This is a genomic window from Fodinibius halophilus (assembly GCF_011059105.1).
GTDB classification, from domain to species: domain Bacteria; phylum Bacteroidota; class Rhodothermia; order Balneolales; family Balneolaceae; genus Fodinibius; species Fodinibius halophilus.
Map to the genome: position 1 here is coordinate 18171 of NZ_JAALLS010000010.1, position 24879 is coordinate 43049.

At 40.6% G+C, this 24879-nt stretch carries 24 protein-coding genes; 6 read left to right on the forward strand and 18 right to left on the reverse strand.

Going from position 1 to position 24879, the window contains the following annotated elements; translation table 11 throughout:
• Positions 1 to 53: 53 nt before the first annotated feature.
• A complete protein-coding gene (paaZ, locus tag G3569_RS08770) occupies positions 54 to 2102 on the reverse strand; it encodes a phenylacetic acid degradation bifunctional protein PaaZ (RefSeq protein WP_165268186.1) in 2049 nt (682 codons plus the stop codon).
• 243 nt (positions 2103 to 2345) lie between these two features.
• On the opposite strand from paaZ, the gene G3569_RS08775 reads away from it, so the two are divergent.
• From G3569_RS08775 to G3569_RS08790, 4 genes are all read left to right on the forward strand, one after another.
• On the forward strand, positions 2346 to 3377 hold the full coding sequence (locus G3569_RS08775) for a VWA domain-containing protein (RefSeq protein ID WP_165268188.1): 1032 nt from the start codon (positions 2346 to 2348) through the stop codon (positions 3375 to 3377).
• Between the two features lie 175 nt (positions 3378 to 3552).
• Positions 3553 to 4023: an aminoacyl-tRNA deacylase gene (locus G3569_RS08780; RefSeq protein WP_165268190.1), complete on the forward strand. Its 471-nt coding sequence runs from the start codon at positions 3553 to 3555 to the stop codon at positions 4021 to 4023.
• Between the two features lie 600 nt (positions 4024 to 4623).
• The gene (locus G3569_RS08785) at positions 4624 to 5427 is read left to right on the forward strand and encodes an alpha/beta fold hydrolase (protein ID WP_165268192.1); all 804 of its coding nucleotides are present in this window, start codon (positions 4624 to 4626) and stop codon (positions 5425 to 5427) included.
• A 5-nt stretch (positions 5428 to 5432) separates the two neighbouring features.
• Positions 5433 to 6563, forward strand: a complete 1131-nt coding sequence (locus G3569_RS08790; protein WP_165268194.1) for a sensor histidine kinase — start codon at positions 5433 to 5435, stop codon at positions 6561 to 6563.
• Between the two features lie 83 nt (positions 6564 to 6646).
• Here the strand turns inward: G3569_RS08790 and G3569_RS08795 are convergent, their stop codons facing one another.
• The 17 genes from G3569_RS08795 to G3569_RS08875 all read right to left on the reverse strand — a co-directional run bounded on the left by G3569_RS08795 (position 6647) and on the right by G3569_RS08875 (position 22021).
• Positions 6647 to 6934: a hypothetical protein gene (locus G3569_RS08795; protein WP_165268196.1), complete on the reverse strand. Its 288-nt coding sequence runs from the start codon at positions 6932 to 6934 to the stop codon at positions 6647 to 6649.
• 82 nt (positions 6935 to 7016) lie between these two features.
• Complete coding sequence (locus tag G3569_RS08800; RefSeq protein ID WP_165268198.1) at positions 7017 to 7316, reverse strand: hypothetical protein; 300 nt, start codon at positions 7314 to 7316, stop codon at positions 7017 to 7019.
• A 127-nt stretch (positions 7317 to 7443) separates the two neighbouring features.
• Complete coding sequence (locus G3569_RS08805; protein ID WP_165268200.1) at positions 7444 to 8310, reverse strand: alpha/beta fold hydrolase; 867 nt, start codon at positions 8308 to 8310, stop codon at positions 7444 to 7446.
• Positions 8311 to 8490: 180 nt separating this feature from the next.
• Positions 8491 to 9384 (reverse strand): M23 family metallopeptidase, encoded by an 894-nt coding sequence (locus G3569_RS08810; RefSeq protein WP_165268202.1) that lies wholly within the window; start codon positions 9382 to 9384, stop codon positions 8491 to 8493.
• Between the two features lie 215 nt (positions 9385 to 9599).
• Entirely contained in the window at positions 9600 to 10112 is a 513-nt protein-coding gene (locus G3569_RS08815) for an SRPBCC family protein (RefSeq protein ID WP_165268204.1), read from the reverse strand.
• A gap of 113 nt (positions 10113 to 10225) precedes the next feature.
• Complete coding sequence (tmpT, locus tag G3569_RS08820) at positions 10226 to 10858, reverse strand: thiopurine S-methyltransferase (RefSeq protein WP_165268206.1); 633 nt, start codon at positions 10856 to 10858, stop codon at positions 10226 to 10228.
• A gap of 45 nt (positions 10859 to 10903) precedes the next feature.
• On the reverse strand, positions 10904 to 11812 hold the full coding sequence (locus G3569_RS08825; RefSeq protein ID WP_165268208.1) for an NAD(P)/FAD-dependent oxidoreductase: 909 nt from the start codon (positions 11810 to 11812) through the stop codon (positions 10904 to 10906).
• A 103-nt stretch (positions 11813 to 11915) separates the two neighbouring features.
• A complete protein-coding gene (locus tag G3569_RS08830; RefSeq protein ID WP_165268210.1) occupies positions 11916 to 12773 on the reverse strand; it encodes a helix-turn-helix domain-containing protein in 858 nt (285 codons plus the stop codon).
• Positions 12774 to 13216: 443 nt separating this feature from the next.
• Positions 13217 to 13864: a hypothetical protein gene (locus tag G3569_RS08835; protein ID WP_165268212.1), complete on the reverse strand. Its 648-nt coding sequence runs from the start codon at positions 13862 to 13864 to the stop codon at positions 13217 to 13219.
• 114 nt (positions 13865 to 13978) lie between these two features.
• Entirely contained in the window at positions 13979 to 14638 is a 660-nt protein-coding gene (locus G3569_RS08840; protein WP_165268214.1) for a hypothetical protein, read from the reverse strand.
• 382 nt (positions 14639 to 15020) lie between these two features.
• Positions 15021 to 15542, reverse strand: a complete 522-nt coding sequence (locus G3569_RS08845; protein WP_165268216.1) for a hypothetical protein — start codon at positions 15540 to 15542, stop codon at positions 15021 to 15023.
• Positions 15543 to 15584: 42 nt separating this feature from the next.
• A complete protein-coding gene (locus tag G3569_RS08850) occupies positions 15585 to 16940 on the reverse strand; it encodes a hypothetical protein (protein ID WP_165268218.1) in 1356 nt (451 codons plus the stop codon).
• Between the two features lie 2 nt (positions 16941 to 16942).
• A complete protein-coding gene (locus G3569_RS08855; RefSeq protein WP_165268220.1) occupies positions 16943 to 17680 on the reverse strand; it encodes an ABC transporter ATP-binding protein in 738 nt (245 codons plus the stop codon).
• Between the two features lie 149 nt (positions 17681 to 17829).
• Entirely contained in the window at positions 17830 to 18042 is a 213-nt protein-coding gene (locus tag G3569_RS08860; protein WP_165268222.1) for a hypothetical protein, read from the reverse strand.
• 538 nt (positions 18043 to 18580) lie between these two features.
• A complete protein-coding gene (locus G3569_RS08865) occupies positions 18581 to 19642 on the reverse strand; it encodes a TlpA family protein disulfide reductase (protein ID WP_165268224.1) in 1062 nt (353 codons plus the stop codon).
• 325 nt (positions 19643 to 19967) lie between these two features.
• The gene (locus G3569_RS08870; RefSeq protein ID WP_205720104.1) at positions 19968 to 20462 is read right to left on the reverse strand and encodes a GRAM domain-containing protein; all 495 of its coding nucleotides are present in this window, start codon (positions 20460 to 20462) and stop codon (positions 19968 to 19970) included.
• Between the two features lie 203 nt (positions 20463 to 20665).
• On the reverse strand, positions 20666 to 22021 hold the full coding sequence (locus G3569_RS08875) for a TlpA family protein disulfide reductase (protein WP_165268228.1): 1356 nt from the start codon (positions 22019 to 22021) through the stop codon (positions 20666 to 20668).
• Between the two features lie 414 nt (positions 22022 to 22435).
• Here G3569_RS08875 and G3569_RS08880 point away from each other — a divergent pair, with 414 nt between their 5' ends.
• Complete coding sequence (locus G3569_RS08880) at positions 22436 to 22807, forward strand: BlaI/MecI/CopY family transcriptional regulator (protein ID WP_165268230.1); 372 nt, start codon at positions 22436 to 22438, stop codon at positions 22805 to 22807.
• Positions 22804 to 24240, forward strand: a complete 1437-nt coding sequence (locus tag G3569_RS08885; RefSeq protein WP_165268232.1) for a M56 family metallopeptidase — start codon at positions 22804 to 22806, stop codon at positions 24238 to 24240. The genes G3569_RS08880 and G3569_RS08885 overlap by 4 nt, the downstream gene beginning before the upstream one ends.
• The last annotated feature ends 639 nt before the right edge of the window (positions 24241 to 24879 follow it).

The following is a 24879-nucleotide window of genomic DNA, read 5'->3' on the forward strand; positions in this document are numbered from 1 at the left end:
TACTAGTATGACCAGCTAAAGATTCTATCCTTACAAGAAGAGCAGTAACTAACTCATTCCTCCTCAAAAATATCCATATCCAGCACTTCGCGACGCTTGATGAGCGTAAGTATCGTATAGTCGGCTACAATCTCATTATCTTGATTGCTTACTTCCACATCCCAGTAGATAATCCCGAAAGGAAATTTATCCTTAGCCTTCTTTTGCCGGACGGTCTTTCGTTTGACGATCAATTTTGCCTGGATCGTATCGCCCGGAGCTACAGGTTGAGTAAAGCGCAGGTTTTCCAAGCCATAGTTTAGTATTACTGGGCCTTCATCCGGGTGGACAAATAAGCCTGCTGCACGTGAAAGTACAAAGTAACCGTGGGCTACGATTTCACCGAATAGTGAGCGCTCCGCAGCATCGGGATCGGTGTGAGCATAGAATTCATCTCCGGAGAGGTCGGCAAATCGCTCAATATCTTCTTCGGTCACGGTATGGGTTTCCGTAGTCCGTGCTTCTCCCACTTTCAGATCTTCGAAGAACTGCTGGAACGGATGTGTTTCAGCCTCTCGGGTTTCTGCTCCTTTAATATACTGGTTGGTGATATTCGTTAGCGTAGTAGGAGATCCCTGCAGGGCAACCCGCTGCATATTATGAATAACGGCACGGGCACCGCCCAGCTCTTCGCCACCGCCGGCATGTCCCGGTCCGCCGTGGACCATATGTGGCATCGGAGATCCGTGTCCTGTTGACTCATCAGCACAGTCGCGGTTGACGACCATAAAACGTCCGTGATACGGAGCACAGCCCAGCGTAATTTCGCGGGCAACATTATCATCGGCCGTAAAGAGAGAGCCCACCAGTGAACCGTCGGCCTTGTTTGCGAGATCGATTGCCTCTTGGTTTGACTCATAAGGCATTACCGTAGTCATAGGGCCAAAAGCCTCAACTTTATGAATCTCATCCACTTCAAAAGGCTGGCGACAAAGTAGAACCTTTGGATCAGTAAAAGCTCCTTCCAATCCTTTTCCGTTACTGTAGACCGATTCTGTTATCTCCATGAGGTCGGAAACCTGTTCTTCGAATCGGTCGGCTTGCAGTGCACTTGCCAGTGGTCCCATACGCGTTTCCTTTTCAGCGGGATCGCCGATAGTGGTCTTGTCGAGACGTGCCTTTAAAGCTTCTACCACATCATCTACTCGTTCTTGGGGGACGATAGTGCGACGTATAGCCGTACATTTTTGTCCCGTTTTTACGGTCATTTCGTTGGCTACCTCTCTGATAAAGAGATCAAACTCTTCCATATCCGGGGTCACATCTTTCCCCAGGATCGAGCAGTTCAGCGAATCGGCCTCCAGGTTAAAGCGTACATTATTGGCTACAATATTGGGATGAGCTTTGAGCTTTTGTCCCGTGCTGGCCGAGCCCGTAAATGCAACACTATCTTGACTATTAAGATGATCCAGCAGGTCACCGGGCTTGTTGGCTGCTATAAACTGGATAGATCCTTCCGGAAGAAGCTTCGATTCTATCATATCCGAAAACACCTTGTAAGCGAGATACGAGCCCGTAGGTGAGGGTTTGATGATAGCAGGCATTCCCGAAATGATAGCTGGAGCAAGTTTCTCCAGCATCCCCCAAATAGGAAAGTTGAAGGCATTGATATGCACGGCTACACCATGACGGGGCACACAGATATGCTGTCCCACAAAAGTGCCTTCGCGTGAGAGTCGTTCGTGATCTCCTTCAACATGATAGGGCAGATCCGAAAGCTCAATACGGGACTTGCTGGAGAGTGTAAACATGCTGCCAATACCGCCCTCGATATCAATCCAGGAATCTTGGCGCGTAGCCCCGGTGTGGGTAGAAAGCTTATAGTAATCTTCTTTACGCTCCATCAGGTATTGGCCCAGGAACTTAATTTTAAAAGCCCGTTCATGGATGGAGAGTTTACGGAGTGCGGGTCCCGCATTTTGCCGGGCATATTCGCAAGCTCCTTTATAATCGAGATCGGCTTCCAGCATTGTTGCAACCGGCTCGCCTGTTACCGCGCTGATAAGTTCTTTTTCGTCGCCTTGGTCAATCCATTGGCCTTTAATATAGCTGCGTACTTTCATAAATAGGATGATATTCTGTTAATACTAATTCGCCTTATAAAATCCAGAGTAGGGTATATACGAACCCATTGTCCAAAAATAAAATAATGTCTTCTGATCAAAGTTTTGGGTGTCAGATACATCAGGGTAGAATAAAGAAAAATCTGGCTGACTAAAACAACAAATCTTTTTATTACGGGAACAAAATTGGGGGTTGTGCTTTTAAAGCATTGAATGTTAAGTAAAAAGATTACTATATCTAATATGAAGGCCTCAAAAAATTCTCTTGCTGCAATTGTTATCCTGAGCCTGTATGTAATAATATTATTGACCGGTTGTGTAAATACGGCCAATGACAATGAGGAGATCAGTGTTGAGCTTATCGAGTCGAAGACGGAACTGCCTTCAAAAATACAACTATTTTATAAAGTTGATTTGGGAGAGGATAACCAGTTTACAACCTTAGAACCGTCTAATTTCGAGATTTATGAAGATGGATCTAAAATATCATCGCTGGAAGCCCAGGCGCAGATTCAGCGCGAACCCGGCGACTTTCTGTATTCCTCTGTGTTAATGCTGGATCTCAGTGGAAGTATTCTCAATAATGCTGATCTGCCAAAGCTGAAAGAAGCGGCAACGTCATTTGTCAAGGAGACAATGCCCCGGCAGACAGAAAGCCTGCACGGCACTCGTGAGATGGCCCTGTTTTGGTTTGATGGAGAGGAGTATATCCATCCGCTGGTATCATATACCGCCAACCGCGATACGTTGATCAGTGGAATAGAGTCTATTGATGAAGATATAAGCAATGATGTATCTACCAACCTAAATGGGGCGGTAATACAGGGCCTGTCATCAATGGACGCCCGGCTGCGTGAGGTGAAAGAAGATTCTGATATTGCTACTGCCGGCACGATGGTGCTTTTTACCGATGGTACCGACCAGGCGGGATATATAAATACCGAAGTTGCCTTGGACTCGGTCAGCAATGCTGCCGATGAGCACGGGGTGTTTACGATCGGTTTGGGAGGTGAGATTGATGAGGGAATTTTGAAAAAAATGGGTAAAAGTGGTTTTGAATTAGCCGAAGATTCTCTTGAGTTAAATGACAGTTTTCTGAACATAGCTGAACGGCTGGAAGCAGAAACAAACTCATTTTATGTGCTTGAATACTGTTCCCCAAAACGTTCTGGAACCCATAGTCTTGAATTGCGTGCCGTCTATGAAGATAAGTTTGGTAGTTTCCAGACGCAGTTTTCTGCCGAAGAATTTTCCGGCGGTTGCGAGGTTGAGTAGCATCAGTTTGGGTTAGAAGTTGATTGATTCTTAGTACTTGGTTTGAATTCCTTCTGTATAAAAAGATACTCTTATTTTTTGTATCGTTTGGGTATTTACGGAATGTTGGTCTCCAGAAAAGGCTTTAAATAGATAGGGTAATACGTTAAAACCATAAAAAAGAAGGGAGATTAATATGCCGTTATCTAAATTAACCGAATTTCTGGATTCTCACGATAAAAAGTATATGGTCATTAAGCATTCAAATGCTTATACCGCGCAAGAAGTAGCCGCAAGTGCTCACATCCCCGGAAAGGAGATGGCTAAGACGGTTATGGCAAATATCGATGGAACTATGAGTATGATTGTGACGCCGTCTACTCATATTGTCGATTTTGATCGGGTTAAGGAAGTGTTAGAAACTGAAGAGGCAGCGTTGGCTTCTGAGGAAGAGTTTCAGGATCTGTTTCCCGGTTGTGAGCTCGGGGCGATGCCGCCCTTCGGGAATCTTTTTAATATGGAAACCTATGTAGCTGCAGCTCTTACAGAAGATGAAGAGATCGCCTTTAATGCGGGCAATCACCGGGAGTTAGTAAAAATGCGTTATGATGATTATGAAGAGCTCGTTGAACCAACTATTATGCCGTTAGCTGTACGGCATGCCTAACTTTTGGTAGTTAGGATTGATAACGCAGATAGATTTATTAAGTAAGTCTTTCTAGAAGCTGCGGCAGAAAAATACCTGTTCCAGGTTGATTTTCTATGGGTGATAATAGCATTGGAATACCTATTCCTACGATGAAATAAATCCGATTAACTACAGGTGATGGTAAAAAATTGGCTATCAGGTTATAAATTAGATAAGTAGGTCGGGCAGATAGCTTTATGTTTTTTTGCTTCTTTACTGTTTAAAATACATTGCTCTATAATCTCAAAAATTATTATATCAATTTCTGAAAGTTGGATTTTCGGCTTTCATAGTTTTATAGATATGGGTACTCCCAGCATAAATTGAACAACAAAAATAGGTATTCGTTTTATATTAGAGAAAGAGAGTAATATTGAGTAAGTGGTAATTTAATTCTACATTGATAAATACTACTGAAATAACATCTACCTGGCGGTATTCTTCTATTACAAGTATCTGCCACAGGAAGGGTATGTATTTGTTTTGTTTCCTATGCGAGATCTTTCTACGCTAAGTTAAAAGAGGAGTGCAGATCAAGGTTCACAATACACTGTTTTAATAACACAAAAAGTGGGCAATATGGGTACAGATATCACATCGAGAAATAATGTAAAGCGTTTTGGTAATGGGAGTCAGACGATTATGTTTGCGCATGGATATGGTTGTGATCAAAATATGTGGCGGTTTATTACTCCTGCTTTCGAAGAAAACTATGATATCATTCTTTTTGATCATGTAGGGTCAGGGGATTCAGATGATGAAGCCTATGACTTTGACAAATACAGTTCGCTCAAAGGGTATGCTGATGATGTCATTGAAATATGTGAAGCCTTGAATCTGGACGAGGTAATATTTGTGGGGCATTCGGTAAGTACAATGATTGGCGTGTTAGCGGTAGGGGAGCGCCCGGATCTGTTTCAGCAGTTGATCATGATTGGCCCTTCTCCCCGATATATCAACGATGAAGACTACTATGGTGGTTTTGAAAAGGAGGATATCGAAGGGCTGGTAGAGACGCTTGAAAGCAACTATTTAGGATGGACCCGTAATATTACCCCCGTTATTGCCGGGAAGTCCAATGATGAAAAGTTTGCGGAGGAGCTAAAAAACAGTTTCTGTAGAATGGATCCCGACATAGCCAAACATTTTGGGAAAGTTACCTTTCTGAGTGACAACTGTGATGATCTATCAAATGTTTCGATCCCCAGTCTTGTTATTCAATCGGAACCTGATGTGATTGCTCCGTCCCGAGTGGGAAAGTATGTACAAACGGAAATACCCAACTGTAGCTTTACCAAGCTTGACGCTACGGGACATTGTCCGCACCTTACTGCTCCTGATGAAACTATAAAAGCGATAAAAACTTATCTCGCTAAAGGCTAATAAGGATGATACTAAACAAAGAAAATCTTAAAGATCTCTACCAGAATGCTCCCTGTGGCTATTTATTGATGAAAGATGATGGGAGTATTGTTAATGCAAATAACACCTTACTGGAATGGTTGGGCTATGAGCGGGAAGAAATCGTGTTAGAAAAAACATTTCAGGATTTAGTGGGTATGGGGGGAAAGATCTATTTTGAGACCCATTTAATACCTCTTTTACAGATGCAGAAAGAGATATCAGAGATTAATTTAGAGTTGGAGAGAAAAGATTCTTCAAAGATTCCGGTATTACTTAATGCAAAATTGGTACAGGATAGCCCCGAAGATGAATTGATTTACCGGGTTGCCCTCTCAGATATGACCCAGCGTAAACTCTACGAAGAAGAGTTACTTCTTGCCCAAAAAGAGGCGGAGGAGAAAACGAAACAGCTAAAACAGATCAATGAAGAGCTGGAACGTTTTGCACATAGTATCTCTCACGATCTGCAGGCTCCACTCAATACCATAACATCACTTATATCTTTATATGAAGAAGAGGGATTGAGTGAAAATGAAGAAAAAATAAAAGAGTTCTTTTCATTAGTGGCTACAAATACCGATCGGATGCGTATGATGATTCGGGACCTTTTGAGCTATTCGAAGATTGATACTAAAACCAAAAACCTTGATCCGGTATCTCTAAAAGAAGTTTGTCAGGAAGCCCTGGAACTGTTGCATGCAGATATACAGAAGCACAATGCCACATTTGATATTGGGGATCTGCCTACGGTAATGGGAGAGCGGTCTCAACTAGTACGCTTATTCCAGAATTTATTTTCCAATGCAATGAAATACCGCTCTGAGGAAGATCCTGTTATCGAAGTATATTCAGAAAAGGGGGATGACTTTTATACTATCCGGGTTAAAGACAATGGAATGGGCATTGATAGAGAGGATGAGGAGAAAGTATTTGAGTTCATGGAGCGACTGGATACTGACAAATCTATTGAAGGAACGGGGATAGGGTTGTCAACCTGTAAGCGGGTGGTAGAAAACCATGGCGGAAATATTACGGTCTGTTCAGAAGCAGGTGACGGATGCACCTTTTCATTTACATTACCCTTGGTAGAGCAGGAAGAAAATGTCCGAGAGTGAGTCTACTTGTTTTGTCTGTTTATATGTTGGCAAATAGGTCTGTGTCCCAAGGGTTCGTTTTTCACACCAAGGCTATCGGTTAACTATTCTAATGTTGAAACGAGTTTGACCGACAAAATATAGTAATGGGAGAGGATCTCTCCTAGTTCTTTGGGGGGATTAGGTAAGCAGGCTCGCCGAACCATGTTATTGCCCAGCTTTTGATCCCAAACAGTAAAGAGACTTAAAATCGGAATTTTAACGCCGGCCTTGATATCCGAATTTAAAAATGATTTCCAGGTATATTCTCTCCGCGGATTTAGAGCTTTTTTAATCTCTGTAATGGATCCCTTTTTAAAAAATGTTCTGAGTTCAACGGGTTTTGCCATCATATCCATTTAAGTTCTACTACCTTAAACTGCATGAAATGATGCGTGCAATGTTTGAAATGAAACTGTTGCCATTGGGTGGCATTTAACGGGCCAAATAGGGATTCGTTTGAATGGCTTCCGGATTATTCCTGAAGTAGGTACGGTAGTGTTCAACTTCATTTTTTAAATGCTCTTTGGCCTGCTTAGAATCTTCATGCTGTAGTGGCAACAATTGGTCGCCTGTAACGGGATTGGTAAACTTTTTGGGCATTGGCCTATTGGTAGCCAGGAAAGCCTGAAGTTTAGCCCGTTTCTCTTTTGGGGTATGGCATTCTACATTTCGCTTGTCGGTTGATATCTGAAAGGAAAAAATAAGATGCTCAATCATATGCTGTGCTGTCATCGTGCCCCACAGCGGCTGGTCTATCTTTATGTAGCGAATCTATGGCCTTGGCAGGGTATCATTAAAAAATGCTGTTCTTGCATCTTTATCGTTGACCGATAATTCTATATTAAGTGTTGATATAGGGTTAGGATGAGTTATTTAAAAACGTTGTTATTCTATTTGCAAGCCAATTTTTGAATTCATCTGTTGTAGGGGGACAATGCCGGCTGTTTTCAATGAGCTCCGTTTCTGTATGTGGGATGTGGGTTTGAACCCTGTTAATGAGTGGTTGACCGGGAAAAGAGATATCATGTTCTGCCGCCATAACCAGGCAAGGCATGGAAAGGGTTTCGAGTTCTTCTTTCTCAGCAACCGGTGGTATTCTTGATGGGGTTTTGAAATCATTAAACGCATCACCCAAATAGTAAGCCCAGTCCTCATCCCAGTTTGTAATCAAATATTGCACTAAATTTCGAAGTCGTTTTTCGGAAGGGGCAATTTTGTACATAATCATTGGGAGAGCCATTTTCATGAGACCTTTGAAGATGGATCCCTGAACAATTCCGGCAGGGACTAACAGAATTAAGTTGTTAACTTTTTGGGGATGTTGAGATGCAAATTGCCGGGCAATAAAACCACCGAGACTTATCCCAAATAAATTGATCTTACCTAGTGCAAGTCCATTGAGAATCTCATTAAGCCATCGAGCCTGTGAGTCATCAGAATAAGAAAGACGTTTGGGAATACCTTTGACAGATTCTCCCGGAATGTCGGGGGCAATGATGTGATAGTTTTCAAGAAGTGGTTCGAGAGCTGCAACGAGATGGGCAGAGCTGGTCATCATTGCATGCAGGCAAAGCAGGGGTGGTTTGGAGGTATCGCCGGCAATTAAAATATGGGTATCTCCAAAAGAAGTAGAAAGGGACTGCTCTTTTTTCGGAGCATCAATTTTGTCCAGGAATTTCTGGTACCAGTTTTCCAGCCGTCGGCGTGCTTTCTTATTTTTGATCATGGTATGGTCTCCATAAAGTCAGGGTATGAAATTGATCATCGGCCTTCATCTAAAAAATAGATTACTATAATGGTAAGTAATAAATGAAATGTATAAAGGGCAAAGAAATGTGGGGGTTTAGCATGCCGGATGACGGGGCAAGAACAGGAGGGAAACTACCGGATGTGTGCTAGTTGTTGATTACCAAATAAGACTATTTCGAACGAGAAAACGACCATTAAATAAGATAGGAATGCCAACCCCGTCTCGCGTGGCATGAATATGCAAATGAGGTTCAGAAGTATTGCCCGAATTTCCCACTTGTCCAACAGGAGTGCCTTTACTAACTATTTCGCTGCTGTCAACAAGTACACTTTTTTGTAATAAGTGGGCTAAGTATACATGAGCCTCTTTACATTTTATCATTACATGGTTGCCCGCGGGATGCTTTGGGTCATGATTGGGTGGGATATAGTCGGGGAGGTCAGAAACAGCCTTTTGTATCCTACCACTACAGGGGCTGTAAACAGTATCGGCATATATAGCATAGGAGGAAAGGTTATTGGGATATATTCCCTTGGCACGCGTTCCAAGAGAGTTTAATTCGGAGATATCTAGAGCAAATTGTTGTGCTTCATGGATATTATGATAGTTGATGAGCGGGGTGCTACCACCGTGGGCCACATGATATACTCCATTTTGTAAAGGAAACTGTAATTCTATAGATGGGTGGGAGGTTGTATAGCCCATCAGCCCAAAAATGTTTAACGGTATAAAGCATAGGCAAATGATGATATAAGTAATGGTTGTAACCTTTTTTTGCCAGGTATTGCCAAGTTGTATGGGGCCCCAGTGGGCAGGGAGCCTAAACAGTGATTTTATAACAGCTACAAAATATGCGACTAATATTAGTAACCCCAGGTAAATACTTGTCCAGGCTTGGGCCCCCACGATAAGAGAAAATCCTACGACAGAAGATGTAGCTAATAGCAGAAGTATCCAGTTTATGCGACTATTTTCTTGGCTATTCCAAAGCCAAATAATAAATAAAAATGGTAGCAACAGCTGGGCTACAAAAAGGTTTACAAAGGCCATGCATCAACATTTGAGAGTGTTTTGGGAGGTCAGTTATCCTCTCTGCAATAAAATGGTATTGATATATAATGATTTGCACAATGAATAAAAAAGCTAATACCATCATGCCGTTGACTTGGCCAACACCGGGCTGACTTTAAGAACAAGTAGATAAAAGGTATAATTATTCAGCAATGGTATATAAATTGTAGACCGGTGTTTTTAGGTAGCTTAATTCAGTGGTTCGTGTACTTTAACCGTCGTTCTAAGTCCTTGAAGTATTGTTTGATTGTAGTATCATGGCCAACAAAAACAGTTGAAATAAACCGGTATATGGGGCTATAAATTTCCCCGTTTTCAGTGATGGTCAGTTGAGTGCCCTCCGCAGTGCTGTCAATGGCGTAAGTCCATGTACCCCCAAAGGGCAGGTCTGAGTCGGTAATTTTAGTTACAAGTTTACTGCTGTCATTAGAAGCGGTTACCACAAAAGGCAACGATTCAGCCTCACGATAATATTCTCGCCAGCGAAGTGCTTCCGTTGAATCGGAAAGTACTTTAACAGAGTCTACATAGGGGCGCCAGTCCGGATACGATTTAACATCAGTAATAAGCTGCCAAACCTGTTGTTGAGGCACTTCAAATGTTTGCTGATGGCTAACGGTGTGGGATTGCGGCAAAAAAGAGCCGATGCCGTAGACGATAAGGGGAATGCCTGCCAGGGTGCCTAATATGATCAGAAAGTATTTCATAAATTGTTTTTAAATCTCAATTTCAAGTAGGATTAAAATACTACATTTCTATAAATGTTACAGTGAGCAATATTAATGTCTCTATTTTTAAAAGATGGGGGTGGGTTAGATATCTATTTTAAAAGCCAAACCTGCTCCTCGGCCGCACATTTGCCCTTCAATCCGCCCGGCACATTAGAGCGGACAAGAAGCGTTATTTCGTAGCTATCTGCGTAGTGTTGATCTATTTCGTCACTGCTGATCGAAAAGGGCGGGCCTTCCATCAGTTGTTGATCATATTCATAACAGATTAACAGCTGCGGCGCGTTATTGGTGATATTTATTAGATGGGCAGTATATCGGTTTTGCATCTTTTTGGGTAGTGCTACCAAAGCTGCACGGTTATAAATAGCATCAACCCGACCAAGTATTTTACCGGTCAGGTCAAAGATATCCCCGACAAAAATGTCAATATGTTTTGCACTGTATCGTTCTATATCACCAACTGTTGAGATGGCAGGTTTCATCTTCAGTTCTTCAAACAACTGTTTAACAGCTAGTTGGCTTAGTTCTATGCCGGCTACGTGATATCCTTTCTCAAGCAGCCAGGAAATATCCACCGTCTTTCCGCATAAGGGAACAAATACCCGCTGACCTTTTGCTAGTGAAAGTTTATTAAAATGGGTGACGAGTAAGAGATTAGCATTACTTTTATGAAAGGCTATATGATTAGTTTCCCAGCGTTGGTGCCAAAAACGTTTTTTCATAGCTGTTTTTCTAGTTAAATGGTTGTTAGCATTTGTACTACTCGGTTACAACTCATTCAATATGAGCTCATTGTTTATTTTCATGCCAGCGGTTGTTCCCTGTGCTACGGCATTGGCCAGGGTTCGCATACGGCCGGAATTATCGCCGGCGGCATAAACACCCGGAATTGAGGTCGCTTGCATAGCATTTACTTGGATATATCCTTCTTCGGTTAAAGCGCAGCCCAGGGATTTAGGGATATCGCATTGCTGAACGACAGGAGGACGAGTATATAACGTTTTGAGGGGAGAGCGGGAACCATCCTGAAAGATGACCGCCTCGAGGTATCCGTTTGTATGATCCAGCCTATCAAGTCGATTTTCAATAATTTTGATCCCTTTATCCGTAAGCTCGCTCGTTTGTTGGGCTGTTAAACTGGATTCCCCATTGGTAAATAAGCTTACCTTATCGGTCCAATTGGAGACTAGTCCGGCAAATTGGAAGCCGGATTCTCCGTTAGCCAGTATGCCCGTTGTTTGGCCTCGCACTTCGTAGCCGTGACAATAAGGACAGTGGAGTGCGGATATTCCCCAGCACTCGGAAAAGCCTTCAATAGGGAGCATGAGGTCCCGAAGGCCGGTAGCAAAAATGATTTTTGTGCTCCTGAAAGTATCACCGGAGTCAGTTAGAGTTTTAAAGCCATTTGGGACTTTTGTAACATCGTTGACTAAGCCATTGATTGATGACACGGTATTATACGGCATTAGTTGTTTTTTGGCTATAGCCAATATTTCAGCGGGTGTTTTTCCGTCTTGGGTAAGAAAGTTGTGAGAGTGAGGTGTTTGCCTATTGCAGGGGGTGCCACTGTCAATAATTAAAACATTTCGTAAGGCTCTGCCGAGTGCCATTGCCGCGGCAAGTCCGGAATAGCTTCCACCCACGATGATAACATCAAAATAATTGCGATTACACATTATACCTGGTTTTGAAGAATTACAATTTATACACTGTTGTTGTGCTTAAAGGTAATTGACCGGGCAATATATGTGGTAGGACAAAAGGAAAGTTTAACAGGACTTATTTAAAATTTTGCCTGAAAGCATCAGGAGAATGGCCAGTGTGTTTTTTAAAAAACCGAATATAGTAGGAGACATCTTCGTACCCCAGCCGGTAGGCAATTTCTTTCACCTGTTTAGTGGTAGCAAGAAGCTGTCTTTTTGATTCCAGGATAATAAGATCATTGATAAGTTCTGAGCATGTTTTACCGACAGTGGCCTTTGTGCTTGCATTCAGTTGATAAGCAGAAAGGTTCATCATATCCGCATATTCAGAGACCCTTTTACAGATAGAGATATGGCTTTCAAGAAGTTCCAGAAAATCTTCTAACCGTTGTTGTTTGTAGGTAGCAACGTTATGCGAAGAGGTATTGTCCTGTTGGCGGATGAGTTCAATAAGTATAATTTCCAGGTATGATTGAATAGCTGTTTGATATCGATTCTGCTTGGCAGAATACTCTTGGTATATAGCTGCCAATGCAGGAAGATTTTTCTCTGATTTATCAGCATCCAACTGGTAATGGTTTGTACCACTGGCTTTTCTTAATAGCTGATGCGAGCGATTGCTGCGCGGTATGTAAAAGTCAGCATTGAATTGCAGTAAGTACCCCGTACTTCCGGATTTGAGGGTAAGTTCGTGGACTTGTCCGGGCCGCATAATAAATATGCTGTAATCCGATACTTCATAAGAGATAAAATCGATCTCATGGGTACCCACAGCACTTTCCAGGGCTAGGATATAATAGAAATCATGCCGGTGTAGCTCTTGTACCATGTCGGTATTATCCATCATATCCCGAAGGTCTCGAATGTTAAAACTGCCGATTAAAGCAGGCTCCTTTTTTGAATTCGGGATGCGTCGTATCGGGATTTCATTCATTCCAGCAGTTTGTAAAGTGAGATTTCGAATGTACACTGAAAATACAATTTTTGTCGTACAAATTGGTTTTGTACCGTATTTAATGATCTGTCACTCTATGGAACAATATGCTGGCATCAGTCTTCTAATACAATGAATAGCGTTTAATAAACGCAGAAAAAGATGATATATATAGGCTATTTATTATCGATAGGAGGATTTATATCACTAATAATAACCGGAGTTAATTATATAAATGATTCAGAGAGCTTTTATATAGAAGGGGGCTTTGCGAAACTAGTCACATCTTGTCATGCTGAACTTGTTTCAGCATCTCATATACAGTTATTAGCATTAAAACCGAGATCCTGAACTGAATTCAGGATGACATGCCAAGTTTTGCAAAGCTCCCTAGAAATAATGCAAAAGCCGTATATAGAATATCCTTGCTGTGGATAGATATGTTAGTGGCAAGAATGCAATTGAGTAGTATCTCCTTTCTCAGGAAAACCAATGAGCTGTTGTCCCGTGAGGGTATAGGTGCTGTTTTCAAGAGAATCTTTGGCAATAAATTGTTCTCCTTCCAAGATGGCCGTATCTCCCTGCCGGTTGTAGTAGCCATGGAAATAGGAGGCATAGGAATGTGGGCCTATTTGTTTGGAAATAGTAGCAACTGAGCTTTCGCTGTTTAATCGCAGAATATAACTATTGTTCTCACTCTCTATACAATAGGTGCTTTTGTAACGATCAAAGTGATACCACTGAAAGACAGAGAAAGAACAATAGGCAAAGAATGGGGCAAGGAAAATAAATGTCAGCGAGAGTACAAATATCATTTTCTGTATCTTTTGTTTGTATACCATTACGCCTACGACTATAGCATTCAACAGACTGGCCAGGGTAATTACGAATAGAAAAAATAGCCGTTCATATCCCATCGTCGGATTCCAGAGGTCTTCTATATAGACCGCTGAAAGTGTGAAAAGGAACAAAACTAGATATCCGGATAAGAACGCCAGGGAGATATTTTGGAAATGTACTTTTTGTAGAAAAAAGGCTATCCCTAACAATAGAAGAAATGAGAGTACGCCTAAAAGAATAATGGTCATCATAGGTTAAGCTTTGGGAGTATTAAATCTGTCGGGGATTGTTTGTAATATTCAAAGAGATAATAAGAAGTCGGTCTGGAATATGGATTAACGATGGGGTGAAAAAATAGGGGAGATCTACCTGATTTTTTGGTCAACTTCGTTGCTGGTTGTAAAATTTTCTGCCTTCAGTTCCATCTTCTTAATATCAGTTGCTGTTGAGATCCAGGTATAACTATCGCTTTCAACAATGAATTTTAATGGTAATGAACCATTACTTTCTTTTAGAAACCTGCCCCAGCCTCCCATTTTGTGTTTTGCAAAAGGTTCTGGGCTAATGCTGATTTCAGGGCTATACCAATAGATGGTTTTATCATGGTTGGTTTTGATGATTACTTTTTTGCAGAGATAATCTAAAATATTTTTTGTTTCATTAAAATGCTCAACGGAGATTACTTCTGAAACGGTATTGCCGGCATTTGTGGCCATCAGTCGGATTGTAGCAGGGGCTATGTAGTAATAGGTGTTTGTTTTACTGTTATAAAGATGTTTGAAATTGCCATTGCCATCGTACGCTTTGTAATTAAAAGCATTGATAAAATAATGTTGTTCTGTTCCAAAGCGTTGCCCCATCTGATGAGTGATATCCTTGCCGGTTTGGCGATCTTTGAACTGGTATTCGTATATGATCTTTCCGCTGAAAATATTGCTTTCCCCAGGTGTTGTGTCAATATTTGATTTGGAGCTGCTACAAGAGATTAGAAAGGAAACGGCAAAAAAGAGGAATAGCTTTTTCATGTAAATGAAGCGTTTAAAATTATATACAGGGCTATACTAATAAATTAGCGCCAACGTCATACTTTGCGTATGAAATAAAAGTGTAACTATAAATAGTGTGGTAGGCAACTGATACTATTCCAACTCATTAATCTTGGAGATTGTGTATTAACTAATAAACAGGAATGCAATTTCTCAGAAAGAGGAGAGGAAAATATGTAGAACGGGAGAGATGGTGTTCAATACCGATTTTAATGATTTAATTAGCGGCATACATTATACCATTATTCCAAACTATTGTGCCTGGTTTTTATCTCCGTAACTAAACCGAAAGCCGAGATATCAAGCTATATATCGGCTTATTGGATGGAGGGTCTATGACTATAGTTCTAGCTAAAAAAGTTCATTTATGACCAGAAAGGCTATCTCCCTTCGCTTTTGTCCCATCCGATGGATTTGGTTTTTTAAACCTATGAAGGTTGTTCAATGATTTGGGATTGATAAAACTTTTGATCATCCGGTCGGTGCCGTTGTGTTTAAAGTGCAATTCTACCAACCTATTGAAATAACTGTTTCGACGAATCCTCGTGATTTTTTGTGTTGTTATTTTCATCTCTGCCTGGGGCATATCGCTTATAAAAAAGGGAGAGTAGAGCCTAAGAATTGATGCCCCATTTTCATGGTCCGTAATCTCCAGTATTCTAAGAGATTTTGATAACCTGTAAATTGGGGCAGTAAGCAAAAGACAAATAATGCCGGGAATGATGACAATAATGTGTTCTGCCAGTGCTTCTGGCAAACCGGATTGGCTCGCTTCTTTAACTACAATCATGACAGTAAAAATGCCAAATATGTAAATCAGCATTGAAAGAACGACAATGCTGTATACCAAGAAGTTGTTTGAATTTTTTTGGGTTTTACTCATGATGGATGAATGTGTTATGATTATGCTACAGTAGTTAATTGGTTAGTCGTTTTGCTGCTTTAAGTGCCATGACCTTTTAAAATAATGATGTGTAATTGTATTCATATCCGGAATCAAGGCTTTACTGATACCTATCCCGGCTGCAATTACTAATAGGTTTAAAAGCCCAAACAGGGATAGATCTTTTATAATATAGGCCATGAGTAATATAACAAAGCTGGAAACCAGGGCCTGCCAGCTGGTACTTTTACTGCCGTGTTTTGCAAAATCGAGGCTTATATACTTTTCTTTTATTAACGGCCATTTTAATGATATCGGGAATGCCGTTACATAATAGAGGATAGCCGATGTCAGATAAAAAGTGATGTTTGGTATTGTCTCGAGACCTGTACTGATAATGAAAGCACTGAAGATAACAGCATCTATAGCCAATAGTTTGAGATAAAACTTGCTATACACCTTACAAAGATTTTGAACGGAATGTTCCCGTAGGGCATGGGTGAGCAGTAGGTTCCGGTTTACCCCAAAGAAATTGTATCCCAAATAAGTAAACAAGATTAGGGGGGACGCAAGCATCCAGGTTACAATTTCAGGGCGAAGTAACATCATTCCTTTGGTTACCTGCATAACGCCACTCATTGACAGAATTATGATCTTAAAGCCAAAGGCTACTCCCAGTGAAATCTTAACATTGCGGTTGGCAAAAATACGTAGAAATAAGCTTTTGCGGTATTTTTTTGTTTGATCTTGTAGCTTTATCTCTTTTTTACTTTCGGTATATGCGTATATAAAACCGAGGGTTATAAACAGCAGGAGCGAACAGATTATCCCCCAACGGCTGCTGCCCCAATGAGCGTAGATATAAAAAGATGCTGCAAGTACGGCACCGCCGGCTATTACCGACAGAGTTGGTCGGGGGAGGCTAAATTCGAGGATATTTTTTATCGTACGGTTTAGGCTATAAAATGAGAGTATCAGAACAGAGGAGGTCACAATATGGGTAAGATCAACAGGGGTACTGAAAAAGAGCAGAATCAACTGCATCAGAAAAACAAAAAGCATAAAATGCCTCAGCAGACCGAATGTTATATCAATGCAAATCTTTTTAGCTGTGGAGACCGGGTAATACGAAGGGAATACGATTTGCGAACGTTTTAGGGTGGGGAAAAAATCCAGAATAAGGCAAACGGCGCCTACTGCAAGTGTATAAACAGTCATACATTGATGCAGGCTATATCCTTCTGAGATGAAGTATAGAATTCCATAAGCCAGACCACCCCCATACATCAATGCCGATAGAACGGCGGTGCCAAAATAGAGGAGAAATTTACCAATCTTTGGCCAGCGTAGTATCGAAGCCGTTTTTTTCTTTAACAGAAAAGAAGCGAGTGAAAACATGATTAAAACTCCCCAAGCTCTTTGGGTTTGTATCCTAACCGGTCAGAAATCTCATCTTCAAAACTTTTCCCATTATTTTGCACATCTTCTTTGGCAAGATGCAGCAGTTCAGCTCCTTTTATCAGATCGATATGGGAGGCAATTTTATCCATGTACAGCAGGTCGTGAGAAGATACGAGCACCGTATTACCCTTTGCACGATAATCATTCAAAAAAGCGGCAAGGTTCTTACTGGAAAAAACATCCAGTCCGTCGAAGGGTTCATCAAGGATCAGGAATTTTGGTTTATGAATGAGAGCGGCGCATATGCCCGTTTTAAGCTTCATCCCTTTGGAATATTGGCCGATGGATTTTGACGGCGAGGGGACATCTTCAAAAAAGTAGTTAATCAGGTACTCTGTTCGGCTTTGAATAAGTTCTTGATTCATTCCATAGATGAGGCCCACATATTCCAGGTAGTCCTGAACGCTGAATTCATCAATAACCGGATTGATTTCGGGCAATACACCGATCTTCTTTTTTATCGCTTGTGGGTGATCGTGCCATTTTTTCCCAAAGAGTTCAATAGTTCCGCCATCCGGAGGCAAAAGGTTTACAATGATATTGATAAGGGTGCTTTTCCCGGAACCGTTTTTGCCTATAAGTCCATGGCACTCTCCTTGCTTTATTGTCAGTGCTATATCTTGCAGAACAACCTGATCTCCGAACGTTTTATGAAGATTTTTAATACGTAGTATCATATCTGATCAATAATTATGCGATATCGGTTTGTGAGCTGCTGCCAGTGGGTCGGTACAGAATTTATAGATACCATGACTCATAGTTCCAACTCGAACAAGGTAAAAGGGGAGTGGTTTACTTAATGCAGAGGTTATGTGTCCATGCGGGATTAATGCGTACTTGCCCATCGCTGCCCCTCCTGAAAGGCTTCGGATAAAGAAGCAACATCAATAGATAGTATCCCAACAGTAATTAATACTACACTAACTATTAGTAATTTTGATCTATACTCCCGGAATTTTTTTGAGAAACTCATGAAAAACAGGATTATTCCTCCTAACAGACTCAGGTCCACAAGAAGTCCGATAATAAAATCAAGCATGATGATCTGTATTTTATTGTTTGTACGATAATGAACCGGGGATTTCACCTCCCCGAGCAGCGTAGCATCACATATTATATGACCAACGTATCAATTATTTGTGAATGCAGTTGCTAGTTTACTATTTGGCATCCAAAAAACAAAATCCCCCCCTTACCGGTATTTCTAAATGGAATAGTTGTATCTTATGGACCTTTCTAATTTTATGTTGACAAACAACTTTTCTCCGTACTTGCCTGATGCCATGCAGATTTTGGGACACCCTATTGTTTGTAAGCAGATCTCTTTGCCATTTATTAGTCATTATATTTAACCGCTAAGCGGAATTAGTAATTAATGAACAGTTAAATACAAAACCAGAACGCAGCCGGGCTTGTCTTGCGAAACTCTGGGTTTAAAGGGCAGTAGAGCTTGTGTTGTCTGATTGGTAAGCAGGTTTATGTTTTTCGAGTTTACTCAGATTTCATTTTGATTACAAAACGATAGGGAAGCCAAATTTATCTCATATTTTTTGGGATCAATACCCGATTTTACGATATCACAAGCTATACTTAACAGGCACAAAAATTTGTCTTGTTAGGGAGATATCACTTTTCAAAAGTTTTGCTATTCCCTTTATCGGACCCTTTCTGTGAAGGTTTTTTAATACAATTTTTCCATCTCTATTAATTACGATTGTTTTAGGTAGAACTCGTACGTTGTACAAGTTTGCGAGTTCATCGTTATAACTTTTGGGTTGCCTGATTTGTGGCCAATCCATCATATGTTTATTAAGGAAAGCTTGTAACTGCAGTTCATCTTTATCCAGTGAAATCCCGATAATCTGAAGCTCTTTTTGGGAGTACTTGTCCCTTAACATTCGTAGGGTTCGGATCTCTTGAACACAGCTTTTGCACGAAGTAGCCCAAAAATAGAGTATCACCAATTTACTCTTTTGGTTTTCCAGGGAGAGTTGCTTTCCATCTATTGTTGTAGCCTTAAATTGGGGCGCTTGTTTACCAATACTGAACTTCTCTAGTTCATAGAGATAGGTGCGAGCTAAATTTACATAAAAAGGAGCAGCATCAAGCTTGATAATTTCACGATATCGCTTTTTAACCTCATGCATATTGTCTTTTAACAGATGGTCGGAGGAAAGCAGAAAAAGAGCAGCAGTTCTGCTTTTGGGATCGGTAAGGTTCTTCTCAAGTTTGTTCAACAGGGTAATATACTCGTCATATTTATTTTGTTTTAAAGCATTACTATTGCCGACTAAGCGTAAAATATCATACCAGGCATCTGAATCATAAGCTATATGATCTAAAGCTGAATTTAGTTTTTCTGTTTCTCCAATGTTGATCCACATCAAACAGGCATCTTTTAATGCCTCTTTGCCAATCGTAGTGTTAGGGCTTTTTAAAAAATATTGGAAAAACTCTTCAGCATATTTGTATTGAAGACGGTCGTAATATTGGGTTTTCTCAAGGTGAGTTTCAGCACTATCCATATATGCCGCGAAAGAAGAATCGGTAGCGGTACTGATGTCCTGTCCATATAGATCTGCGGCAAGTGTAAATATTACGAACAATACGAGGTGGATTGCCTTTTGATGAAGTGTCATGACTTTTTGCTTGTTGAGGCTTTTAAGCGTCCATCTAACGTTCTTAATAATTAAGATGAACTTTTTGATTTCTTATTGAACTCCTTTGGTTTTGTTATCTATTCTATACATTGGTTGGTTTCGTTGAGGGAAGGTAAAATCACTTTAACAGGGGTATCAAAGGGTAGAAGCTGAATAATGTAAATGAGAAAGTACGTCTATATTATTTTTTTGCTATCTCTTTTCGGACAAGCTAAATAAGTCCATCCTACTTTAGCTGTCTTAATGCAGTTTTAGTGATATGTCTAACGGTCGTGTGCAAAAACTTTAGCAGACCGCTTTTTATTTAAGTTTCCAACCTATCAATCCATTCGCTTCGGTCGTCTACAACAAAATCAAACTCTGTGTTTTCGGTAGTGTTAATTCTTAATCCATTATCAACCAAACGAGCAGTTTTTCGTTTTTTAATGCTACTTATTTTAGATAAATCAATTGACGTTTCTTTCTGTTGGAAATTATATTTGTGAGCACTAAAAATTAACCTTCTATTGGTTAAAAATAGCTTTCCCCCGGTAGCAATCCACCAGTTTCGAAATAGATTTGCCTTTTGCTCGATAATAATTTTTTCTCCTTCAGACAGGATCGGAGTGTCAACATTTTTTACTAAAAATGGGGTTATCTTTTTCAAGAGATACGGAAAACCAACACCCATAAAAAGGCCCATGAACAGTGTAGGAAGCAAAATGGATTTCATATTGTTCAAAGAGAAACCACCATTAATTACCATCATTAATATTGCAAAAACTACCATTGAGAAAAGTGCTGAAAGAGCAAACACCACTTTTTGTTGCTATTATAAGCATCCATCTTGTGTATTATTTTGTCGCATTTTAGAAAGTATGATTTATAGCCGCCAAGCCTACGCAGGCTGTACATAACCGGTGAAAGGGTTATCGATAGCACATGTTAGTTTACTATTTGGCAATCAAAAAACAAAACGGGCAAGGGCAGCATATCTCCCTTGCATGCTTTACCGTTCTTGGGTTATTTGATGTAAGTATTTAGGGTTTTTATTAGTTGATCTCCTTTTAATTCATTGCCAAAAGCTACTATGTTACCATCCGGATTCACCAGGTACTGTGTAGGATACCCTGTAACCCTATAAAGATTGCTGATAGGTTGATCTACTTGGCCATAGGGTTCGTAAATTTGAGGCCATTTGATATTTCTTTCCTTAACAAAATCTCTTACCTGTTTAATATTCTGATCCACACAAATGCCTACAATTTCAAAATTCTTATCTGAAAATATGCTGTAAGCTTCTTTCAAATTAGGGATTTCCTTTAGGCAGGGGCCACACCACGTACCCCAGAAATCGAGGAGCACAAACTTGCCTCTGAGATTACTAAATGCTAAAGAATCTCCGCCAATCGTTTGAGCTTTGAAATTTAGGGCGCTTGCACCTTTTCGAAGCGCCAATGCCGGTAAAACGCTGGTATCAGGTTTTGTAATATGGATTTTTGTACCAATGGCATTAATAGAGTCAACTTGAAATGTTTCCCCGAATACATTGAAGGGACGATCGGTCCTATAGGATTCATTATTTCCCGGCATGATATCAAATTGACCATCTTTGTTTAGGTCAATTAACAAATAAGTAAATTCCCCGGGATTATACACTGCTTCATATCCAAAGGAAAATAAAGCAACGTCAAAAGTTTGTTTGTTCACTTGCCATTTTCCTCGTCGATATTTGTCGTAGTTAATACCAATAGAAGGAACCCCCGCCGTTGGACTATAGGTAAGAATAAATGGTTCGGTTTGTGTTAAAATTTGATTATCACGGTAAATCTCGAAGGTTAGGTCGACCTGAGCTCGTTTAACTGCCATTCGTTTTGTTTTGAATTCTAGTGTATCGGTTGAAAATGTAATTGGCTCTTCATCACTTAGGTCTTCATCATTATCTTTATCTAAAATAGTAACCCATTGCCCATTCTTATCTTTGCCAAATGCAATGGTGCTAATGCAGTCTACCCATTGTTCTGTTTGGCTGCTGGTATCAATAGGAGGACTCATATTATTGAACTCTTCCTCAGACCAATCTCCTTTTTTATATGCATAGTAGAAGTATTGATCGCTGTAAATGAAATCGTGCCAAACGTTCAGTTCTTTTAGAGTGTCAGGTATACCCGTAATATTATTGCGTTCCTTGACAGTAAAAATATGCTTGGTAGGGTCAAAGGTGTCAAAAGCTGCGTTTGGCGGAAGGGCATTATCATATTTTATCTGCTTTAGATGAATGATGTTTGGAGAATCACTTTCGCTGCATCCCGCGACAACAAGTACTGCTGCAAGAAAAACTCCCCATAAGATGAACAATCTTGATTCGTTTGTTTCCATAATTTACGATTAAAATTAAAGATTTAGTCACTTTGATAAACAGTATACTAAACGCGTGTATACGCTTCGTGCACCGGATGTCAAGTTAAAAACAAAATGTACTACAGAAAGTGATTAGCTCAAAATTGGCGGTCAAGGCCCCCTGTCTGTTTAATCTGGCGGCTGATCTGAGTTGTTGCGCCATGTTTTGTCTCGGGTTAGAGTGTATAGAACTAATTCTTCTCTGTGTAAGGGCAATCCAGTTTTTTGCTGTGAACAAGAGATCAACACGAGTAGTGCCGGGAGTGTGATGAGAACGGTTTTTATATAGTCATGGGTATATCGATTTAAATTTGAAGACGATGACAAAATATTTTGGAAGTTATATTTTAAATTCTACATTTGTAGAAACAAGCCTAACTACATTTGAAAACAATGCAATTACCAAGAGCCGAAGAAGAGTTGATGCAGCATTTGTGGAAGCTGGAAGAGGCTTTCATGAGAGACCTGCTTGAAGAATATCCTGAGCCAAAGCCGGCTCCCTCTACGATAGCCACATTGCTAAAGCGGATGACAGACAAAGGTTTTGTGGACTATGAGCAAAAGGGGCGCTCGCGACAGTATTATCCGCTGGTGAAGAAATCAGACTATTTTTCGAAACATGTAAACGGACTAATCAAGAAGTTTTTTAATAACTCAGCGGCCCAGTTTGCCTCTTTCTTTACTTCGGAAACTGAGCTCTCAGAGGAGGAACTGAAAGAATTAAAAGCTATTGTTGAAGACGAAATAGAGGGGAAAAACCAATGATTATCTATCTAGTAAAATCGACGTTACTGCTTGGGGGACTATTCGGAGTGTACAAGCTGTTGCTTGAAAATGAAAAAATGCACCATTTCAACCGGTTCTTTTTACTTTTTGCTTTGATTTTCGGCCTCACAGCTCCATTGGCTACTTTTGATATTTACCCTGAACAGACCATTGCCGGAATCAAGATGCAGCAGATGGAACAAGCGGTTAACGAGCCGGCTGAGGCGATAAGCAAATCGGTAGAATCAGCGATAATCTCAGAGCCTGCTACAGCATCCAACACTGAAGTGGCTCCAGCTACATCTGCAGAAACCGGAGGGGGGATAAGTACCACAGATATATTGTTCGGTTTATATGGGTTGATCGCGCTATTTCTTTTTATGCGCTTTATGGGTGGATTATTTGAAATCCGGAATAAAGTTAAAGTCGGCAGTCATCAAAAAGCAGGTTCTGCTACCCTGGTGTTGCTGGATGAGCCAATTACTCCCCAGTCATTTTTCAGCTTTGTTTTCCTCGATAAAGAACAATTTGAATCCGGAAATATTGATGCTGAAATCCTGGATCATGAACTGACGCATGTCCGCCAGTTCCACTCTCTGGATGTGTTAGTGATTGAGTTTCTGAAAGTTATCTTTTGGTTTAATCCATTCATGTATCTGTACAAACAGGCTATTCAATTGAACCATGAGTTTTTAGCGGATGAGTCTGTAGTAAGCAAGGCTTCATCGGCAAGCGATTACCAAGAAATGCTGATTCGGGCCTGCAGCGGGAAAAAAACTCTGAATGCAACGAGCAGTATTGATTTTTCTCTTACCAAAAAGAGGCTACGCATGATGGTTCGTCCCTTTTCACTGTTGCGGTCGGGTTCAAAGACAGTACTGCTTCTTCCTATATTAGCGTTGCTTACGCTTACATTTTGCAACAAGGAGCGGGAATACAAGGATCAGTCTCCTCACTACAGTGATATAGAACTTCATTTTGATAAGAAACGCAATGAGGAGCTAGGGAAGCCCATCGACACACATTACACTTCTTCTGGAGAACCGTTCACCGGAACTCAAAAGATATACTACACCGAGAATGACAGCCTGTATATGGAGATGTATTTCGAAGATGGCCTAAATACCGGTTCAGTCATGTATGAAGAAGATGGAGACGTCGTTCGACAAAAGCATGGCAGGTATCTAGATTTTACTTACACTAAGGAAATATATATCAATGAGCACTTGGTTTACCAAAATATTCCGCCAACAGAAAGTGAGGGTGGGATGGGGCACCTTCGTGGATGGCACAAAAATGGTCAGCTCTCATATGAAGTCTCCTATACCGGTGACCGGGTAGAGCAGGGAATTATGACAGAGTATGACGAAGAGGGTAATATCATCACACAAGAGCGGTATGAGGATGGGGAAGTGGTGGAAAAAATACAGTAAAAATATTTACAAGGTACTGGAACTAGATCGAGGGCCGAGAAATCGATATTTCTCCAAGCCTAGTCAGCGTGCCCATCGGATCCAAAGGTGGGGTGCCAATCCGATTAATCCGATGGTTAGGTATTGATTATTTTTGTTGAATCATGTGCTTGTTTTCTAATCGGTGATAATATGAAGTGTCACTGGTTGCATATATGACAGGTAGCTTTTTCCCTATAGCTTTGTTTGTAAGGGGATGAATTTTATATCGGCTCTCCAATGATGAATTTAATGAATCACGAAAAATAGTTGTAACTCTGGGTATTGAGTGTTGCGGAGCTTTTTTTAGATCTATAGAGTATATGTCCGCGAAACTTCTTTCAGGTCCATTCTTTCTATAGATCACAAATTCATCATACTTTCGCCAAACCCAGATTGAAATAAGATTTGGTTCATCCTTATGCAATTGAATGTGAGCATATACTTCCTTATTGCCTTCCTCTACTTTATCAGAAATACTATCAAGTCTTGGAAGTTCTTTGGGAGTTGAACATGCGAATGAATGACCCCGCATGCTCTGCCTCGGGGTCATTCATTTTGTTAAATAACGAACCGAAAACTAAAAAGTCAGAAAATTAGTCACTGTGCCAAGGACCCAGG

Excerpts from the sequence above, each read along its gene's own strand:
- G3569_RS08805 (WP_165268200.1), bottom strand. The coding sequence starts at position 8,310 with ATGATCAAAAATAAGAAAGCACGCCGACGGCTGGAAAACTGGTACCAG.
- G3569_RS08795 (WP_165268196.1), bottom strand. The coding sequence starts at position 6,934 with ATGATGGCAAAACCCGTTGAACTCAGAACATTTTTTAAAAAGGGATCC.
- tmpT (WP_165268206.1), bottom strand. The coding sequence starts at position 10,858 with ATGAAAAAACGTTTTTGGCACCAACGCTGGGAAACTAATCATATAGCC.
- G3569_RS08830 (WP_165268210.1), bottom strand. The coding sequence starts at position 12,773 with ATGAATGAAATCCCGATACGACGCATCCCGAATTCAAAAAAGGAGCCT.
- G3569_RS08855 (WP_165268220.1), bottom strand. The coding sequence starts at position 17,680 with ATGATACTACGTATTAAAAATCTTCATAAAACGTTCGGAGATCAGGTT.
- paaZ (WP_165268186.1), bottom strand. The coding sequence starts at position 2,102 with ATGAAAGTACGCAGCTATATTAAAGGCCAATGGATTGACCAAGGCGAC.
- G3569_RS08845 (WP_165268216.1), bottom strand. The coding sequence starts at position 15,542 with ATGAGTAAAACCCAAAAAAATTCAAACAACTTCTTGGTATACAGCATT.
- G3569_RS08865 (WP_165268224.1), bottom strand. The coding sequence starts at position 19,642 with ATGACACTTCATCAAAAGGCAATCCACCTCGTATTGTTCGTAATATTT.
- G3569_RS08825 (WP_165268208.1), bottom strand. The coding sequence starts at position 11,812 with ATGTGTAATCGCAATTATTTTGATGTTATCATCGTGGGTGGAAGCTAT.
- G3569_RS08790 (WP_165268194.1), top strand. The coding sequence starts at position 5,433 with ATGATACTAAACAAAGAAAATCTTAAAGATCTCTACCAGAATGCTCCC.
- G3569_RS08880 (WP_165268230.1), top strand. The coding sequence starts at position 22,436 with ATGCAATTACCAAGAGCCGAAGAAGAGTTGATGCAGCATTTGTGGAAG.
- G3569_RS08810 (WP_165268202.1), bottom strand. The coding sequence starts at position 9,384 with ATGGCCTTTGTAAACCTTTTTGTAGCCCAGCTGTTGCTACCATTTTTA.
- G3569_RS08780 (WP_165268190.1), top strand. The coding sequence starts at position 3,553 with ATGCCGTTATCTAAATTAACCGAATTTCTGGATTCTCACGATAAAAAG.
- G3569_RS08860 (WP_165268222.1), bottom strand. The coding sequence starts at position 18,042 with ATGCTTGATTTTATTATCGGACTTCTTGTGGACCTGAGTCTGTTAGGA.
- G3569_RS08885 (WP_165268232.1), top strand. The coding sequence starts at position 22,804 with ATGATTATCTATCTAGTAAAATCGACGTTACTGCTTGGGGGACTATTC.
- G3569_RS08815 (WP_165268204.1), bottom strand. The coding sequence starts at position 10,112 with ATGAAATACTTTCTGATCATATTAGGCACCCTGGCAGGCATTCCCCTT.
- G3569_RS08775 (WP_165268188.1), top strand. The coding sequence starts at position 2,346 with ATGAAGGCCTCAAAAAATTCTCTTGCTGCAATTGTTATCCTGAGCCTG.
- G3569_RS08840 (WP_165268214.1), bottom strand. The coding sequence starts at position 14,638 with ATGAAAAAGCTATTCCTCTTTTTTGCCGTTTCCTTTCTAATCTCTTGT.
- G3569_RS08800 (WP_165268198.1), bottom strand. The coding sequence starts at position 7,316 with ATGACAGCACAGCATATGATTGAGCATCTTATTTTTTCCTTTCAGATA.
- G3569_RS08785 (WP_165268192.1), top strand. The coding sequence starts at position 4,624 with ATGGGTACAGATATCACATCGAGAAATAATGTAAAGCGTTTTGGTAAT.
- G3569_RS08850 (WP_165268218.1), bottom strand. The coding sequence starts at position 16,940 with ATGTTTTCACTCGCTTCTTTTCTGTTAAAGAAAAAAACGGCTTCGATA.
- G3569_RS08875 (WP_165268228.1), bottom strand. The coding sequence starts at position 22,021 with ATGGAAACAAACGAATCAAGATTGTTCATCTTATGGGGAGTTTTTCTT.
- G3569_RS08835 (WP_165268212.1), bottom strand. The coding sequence starts at position 13,864 with ATGATGACCATTATTCTTTTAGGCGTACTCTCATTTCTTCTATTGTTA.